At 63.5% G+C, this 3,041-nt stretch carries 3 protein-coding genes; all 3 read left to right on the top strand.

The window, feature by feature from the left end:
• Nucleotides 1-418 (top strand): hypothetical protein (locus tag AC07VS_RS28690; RefSeq protein WP_494752677.1); only part of this gene is annotated, 418 nt, incomplete at its 5' end.
• A 292-nt stretch (nucleotides 419-710) separates the two neighbouring features.
• Nucleotides 711-1,856, top strand: a complete 1,146-nt coding sequence (locus AC07VS_RS28685) for an FIST signal transduction protein (RefSeq protein ID WP_492345372.1) — start codon at nucleotides 711-713, stop codon at nucleotides 1,854-1,856.
• On the top strand, nucleotides 1,856-3,041 hold a 1,186-nt coding region (locus tag AC07VS_RS28680; RefSeq protein ID WP_494752676.1), incomplete at its 3' end, for a PAS domain-containing protein. The genes AC07VS_RS28685 and AC07VS_RS28680, both read left to right, overlap by 1 nt.

Here is a 3,041-nt window from a genome sequence, read left to right as displayed (position 1 = left end):
GGGCGGTCTTCAGCGCTGCGGTGGCGGCCCCGAGGGGCGGGCCGGACGGCAGGCCAAGGCGCCCGATGTGCTGGAGCTGCTGGCATTGCTGCTGCCCGGAGGGCCCTCAGGCGGGCTGTCGCAGGTGCCGCTCAGGGTCTCGTTCTGGCGACCGGTGAAGCTGCAACTGGCGCCTGAGGCCTTGCCTTTGCAGGCGGCAACGGCCTCGGCTGGGGGGCCGCCACGCGGGGGGGCGCCCGCGCCGTCCGAGGGTTGTGCCTGCACAGTGCTGATGCAGGCCAGGCTGAGTGCCATGGGGAGCCAGATGGGGATGGGTTTCAAGGTGCATGTCCTCCGTGTTGAAGGCCTCATGCTGCCGGTGTCATGTGGCGCCTTGTTGGCTTGTGGATGGCTGGACGGTAAAGCGCAGGCGGTTTGAAAATCAGGCTGCGCAAGTCGGTTTTGATCGTTTGCTGGGACAGTGTGTGGTTATCATATGAATCAAATAAATTGATTCAAAAAATACAAAAAAACACGATAAATGAAATTCCATGTCGCGACCCGCACAGGGAGGCCATTGACCTCCCGCACGGGGGCAAGACCGCGATGAAATAGGCGTGCACGTCCTGGCCGTGCAAGGCATTTTTCTTTGTTCTTATGGTTACAGTTGATGTTGGCCGGCTCGCTTCGCGACCGTGCGGTACCGGCCCTGAATTGCGAGGAGTTGGCAGATGCGTGTACAGCAGGTGATCCTGACGACAACCCAAGATTGGGCCTCCTTGGAGGCTTTGCGCGCGCTGGACCCGGACGCCCTGCTGGTGTTCGGTGCAGTGTCCTGGTTTGAGCAAAGCGGCCTGTACCCGGCCCTGCGCGAGCGCTTCCCGCAGGCCCGCTTGCTCGGCTGTTCGACCGCCGGTGAAATTTCGCGCGATGGGGTCTCCTCGGGGGCCTGTGTGGTCACGGCCCTGAAGTTCGATCGCACCCGGCTGCGATGCATCACATTGCCGGTGCCCCGCATGGAGGACTCCTTCCCGACGGGCCAGGGCCTGGGCCAGGCGCTGGCGGCACCCGATCTGCAGGCCGTGCTGGTCTATGGCCCGGGCGTGGCCATCAACGGCAGTGCACTGGTGGCCGGTTTGACCCAGGGCCTGGGACGGCCGGTGCCGATCACGGGTGGCTTGGCCGGGGACGACGGTGCTTTCGAGCGCACCTGGGTGATGGGCGACGAAGGCGTGTCCGATCGCAATGCCGTGGCGCTGGGCCTGTATGGCAGCAGCCTGCTGTTGGGGCATGGTTCCTACGGCGGCTGGCTGCCTTTCGGGCCGGCCCGGCGGGTGACACGCGTGCAAGGCAACGTCTTGCAAGAGCTGGATGGCGAACCTGCTCTCACCATCTACAAACGCTATCTCGGTGACCATGCCAGGGGTTTGCCCGCCTCGGGCCTGCTGTTTCCATTTCTGATGGAAGACACCAGTTCCAGCGCGGGCGGTTTGATCCGGACCATCCTGGGGGTGGACGAGGTCACGGGCAGCTTGATTCTGGCCGGCGAAGTGCCGTTGGGGGCGCAGCTCAAGTTGATGCAGGCCAGTACCGATCGCCTGATCGATGGGGCTGAACACGCGGCCGAGGCCGCGCTGGCCCTGACGCCGCCGGCCGATGAGCTGGCCATTCTGGTGAGTTGTGTGGGGCGCAAGCTGGTCATGGGCAGCCGCGTTGATGATGAAGTGGAGGCGGTGGGCGATGTGCTGGGGCCGCGGCCCGTGCTGACAGGTTTCTATTCCAATGGCGAAATCTGTCCCGTGGGCGAAACAGGGCCCTGCCAACTGCACAACCAGACCATGACCATCACCACGATGGCTGAAGCATTGGAGATTTGATGCACCGTGGACTCCGGCGCCAACTGAAGCGCCAACTTGGAATCGATGACGAGCCGTCGTGGGAGGCCTGTCTGGCCCAGTTGCAGGGCTTGGCGACCGGCTTGCCTGCGCCGCTGGCACAGGTATTGAAGGGGCTGGGGCCTTTGATTCAGCAGGTAGACGAGGCCTATGATCAATACGAGCGGGATCTTGAGCTGCGCACCCGCAGCCTGATGCTGAGTTCTGACGAAATGGACGCCGCCAACCTGCGTCTGCGCCAAGAGCTTGCCAGCCGTGACCGGGCCATTGAATCGTTGCACACCACCGTGCGCAATCTGCTGCCCGACGTGGCGGATCAGGTCAATGTGGACATGAGCCTGGAGTCGCTGTCCTCGCTGCTGCTGGACCTGGTCTCTCAGCGGGAGGCCAGTCGGCGTGAGCGCGACAACCAGCAATTTGCGGTGGACCAGCATGCCATCGTCAGTGTCACCGACCTGAAAGGCGTGATCCTGCATGCCAACGACAAGTTCTGCGAGATCAGCGGCTATCGCCGTGACGAGTTGGTGGGGCGCAATCACCGCATCGTGAAATCGGGGCTGCACCCGGCATCGCTCTATGAGTCTTTGTGGCACACCATCTCCAGCGGCCAGGTCTGGAAGGGCGAGCTGTGCAATCGGGCCAAAGATGGCTCCATCTACTGGGTGTCGGCCACCATTGTTCCGTCACTCGATGCCGATGGAATGCCCTACCAGTACGTGGCGATCCGCACCGACATCACGCGCCGCAAGCAGATCGAAGCCTCGCTGGCCGAGGCTGCCAGCCGCCTGGAACTGGCTACCAGTTCGGCAGGCGTCGGGGTCTGGGGTTGGGACATCAACACCCACAAACTGTGGCTTGACCAGCAGATGGCCCGCCTGTTCCAGATTGATCTGGACCATTTCAGCGGCGACTACAAAGACCTGGCCCGTCGCCTGCATCCCGACGACCGTGAGGCGGTGGCCGAGGCCTTTGCCCAGGCCCTGCGCAATGGCAAGGGCATGCGCATCGAGTTCCGTGTGATCTGGGCCGATGGCAGCGAGCGTTACCTGCGCTGTGCCGCCACCCTCACACGCGACAGCGACGGGCGATTGGCCCAGATGGTCGGCGTCGACTTTGACATCACCAGTCTGCGGCTGGCCGAACTGGAGATGCGTGCGGCCAAAGAGC

Source organism: Curvibacter sp. GW821-FHT01G03 (genome assembly GCF_059422285.1).
The sequence above is the reverse complement of the archived record's forward strand: the minus strand, read 5'-3'. Positions and strand labels throughout refer to the sequence as shown.

Bases quoted from the DNA above. Each gene is read 5' to 3' on its own strand.
- AC07VS_RS28685 (WP_492345372.1), top strand. From the start codon at position 711: ATGCGTGTACAGCAGGTGATCCTGACGACAACCCAAGATTGGGCCTCC.